Source organism: Pseudomonas yangonensis (assembly GCF_009932725.1).
In the GTDB taxonomy this organism is placed as follows: domain Bacteria; phylum Pseudomonadota; class Gammaproteobacteria; order Pseudomonadales; family Pseudomonadaceae; genus Aquipseudomonas; species Aquipseudomonas yangonensis.
In genome coordinates this window covers 1-629 of sequence record NZ_BLJU01000124.1, presented here as the reverse complement: position 1 = coordinate 629, position 629 = coordinate 1, and the positions used below count along the sequence as shown (strand labels likewise).

The window sequence follows — 629 nt, the reverse complement described above, 5'->3', positions numbered from 1 at the left end:
TTTTATCTTCAATACCGTGCAGGCTAACTCCGTGGCCCATGCCTTGCGCTATGCGTTCGATCTGCCGGCGGCGGTCAGCGGCGGCGTGCTGGCCGTTGTCGTTTTGCTGGCGATCCTCCGTGGTTTACGCGGCGTGGCGCGTCTGATGCAATGGATCGTTCCCTTTATGGCGCTGTTGTGGATCGCCACCAGCCTGCTCATCGGCCTGTGGCACATCACCGCCCTGCCGACGATTTTCGCCACCATCTTTCGCTTCGCCTTCGGCTGGCAGGAGGCCGCCGCCGGCGCGGTGGGCTACACCATCAGCCAGGCGCTGACCAGCGGCTTCCAGCGCGGCATGTTCTCCAATGAAGCAGGGATGGGCTCTTCGCCTAACGCCGCCGCGGCCGCCGCCTCCTGGCCGCCGCACCCGGCGGCGCAGGGGATCGTGCAGATGATTGGCGTGTTTATCGATACTATCGTGATCTGTACCGCCAGCGCGATTATCGTCATGCTGGCGCCGCGGCCCGACAATGAATATGCGCTCAACGGTATTCAGGACTTGCAACACGCGATGAGCGTGCTGGTCGGCGGCTGGGGAGCGGGTTTTATCGCCCTCATCGTGCTGCTGTTCGCCTTTAGCTCTATCG

1 protein-coding gene is annotated in these 629 nt (G+C 63.0%); it reads left to right on the top strand.

Annotated features, from left to right (window positions below; translation table 11 throughout):
• Window positions 1-629 (top strand): alanine:cation symporter family protein (locus GYB81_RS23770; RefSeq protein ID WP_161897997.1); only part of this gene is annotated, 629 nt, incomplete at both ends.